A 1336-nucleotide genomic window follows, 5' to 3' on the forward strand; every position below is an offset into this window, starting at 1 on the left:
AAGGATATGCATTTGTTCCGGCTCTCCTGGGTTATTATCGGTATTCTGCTAGTTGCCTATATGACCAGTGAATGGCTGCCGATTCCAGTCTGTCTGATCGCAGGAGCCGCCGCGCTCTTATTCTTACTTGCCGCTAGGGGAAGCCAAGTGGTGCAGACCAAACAAGTGTTGCGTGAAGCACCATGGACGATCGTCGTATTTTCCATTGGTATGTATGTGGTTGTGTACGGGCTTCGTAATGCAGGGCTTACTGACCTGTTGGGTGGCTTGATCGAGCAGTTCGCGTCAGAAGGATTGTTCGCCGCATCCATTGGCATGGGTTTCCTATCTGCAGTACTGTCAAGTTTTATGAACAATCTACCTACCGTTCTGATAGGGGCACTCGCTATTGACGAAACATTCACAGAAGGTGTCGTGCGAGAAGTGTTGATCTATGCCAATGTGGTCGGCTCGAACTTAGGTCCGAAGATTACGCCGATCGGTTCACTGGCAACACTGATCTGGTTGCATGTATTGGCTCGCAAGGGGGTTCGGATTACATGGGGCTATTACTTCCGCGTGGGTATCCTGCTTACCGTCCCGACCTTGTTCCTTACGTTGACTGGTCTTTACTTGTGGTTGCTGTTTATCGGAAATGGATAACATATCATCGATCTATGACAAATATCTCGCGGTTTGTTTATGATAATATCGGAAGTAATCCTAGTTGAATGCATATACCTTCAATACGGAATTGTACAACAAGTCGAATAGTTCAGTAATAGTCCGGCTTGCCGGTTATTACGATTACGGAGGGAAGCGGAATGGTAGATCATTCGGTACAGCAATCAATGAGTGTAATTACAGCTACGGAAGTATGTCAGCCCCCGGAGTGGGCGCTACTTGAACGGCTGTTGCTAGATACGATGAATCGGGCGGCTATGGAATTCGTCGAACGGTACACCCGTGCAGACCGTACTCTGATCTGGCGCGACAAGTGGCCAGGAATGGACGGCTCGGATGACCCTTATGAGGGATTTATGAACTTCCCGCTGCTCTACGCGCTAGGGGGAAGCGAAGAAGTGTATCGAGTCTCCCGAGATATCTGGGAAGCGATTACATGGCAGTGGACGGAGTACGGGCAAATTCACAATGAATTCGACGGTTATTACGATTGGATGCATCATGGGGAAGGGTATTTGTTCTTCTATTTCTTCGGCTTGGCCGACCCGAATGTGCTCAAGGACTAACAGCGGGCGATTAAGTTCGCCGGCTTCTATAACGGGACTAACCCGGATGTTCCTAATTACGACCACGWTAAGAAGTTAATCCGTTCACCGATTACCGGGAGTAAGGG

1 protein-coding gene and 1 pseudogene are annotated in these 1336 nt (G+C 49.0%); both read left to right on the forward strand.

Annotated elements, in window-relative coordinates; genetic code table 11:
* Nucleotides 1-642 (forward strand): ArsB/NhaD family transporter (locus AC1DWB_RS35320; protein WP_477545734.1); only part of this gene is annotated, 642 nt, incomplete at its 5' end.
* A 188-nt stretch (nucleotides 643-830) separates the two neighbouring features.
* Nucleotides 831-1336: pseudogene (locus tag AC1DWB_RS35325) on the forward strand (DUF8034 domain-containing protein); the annotation flags it as partial.

The organism is Paenibacillus sp. P4_E11 (assembly GCF_056401635.1).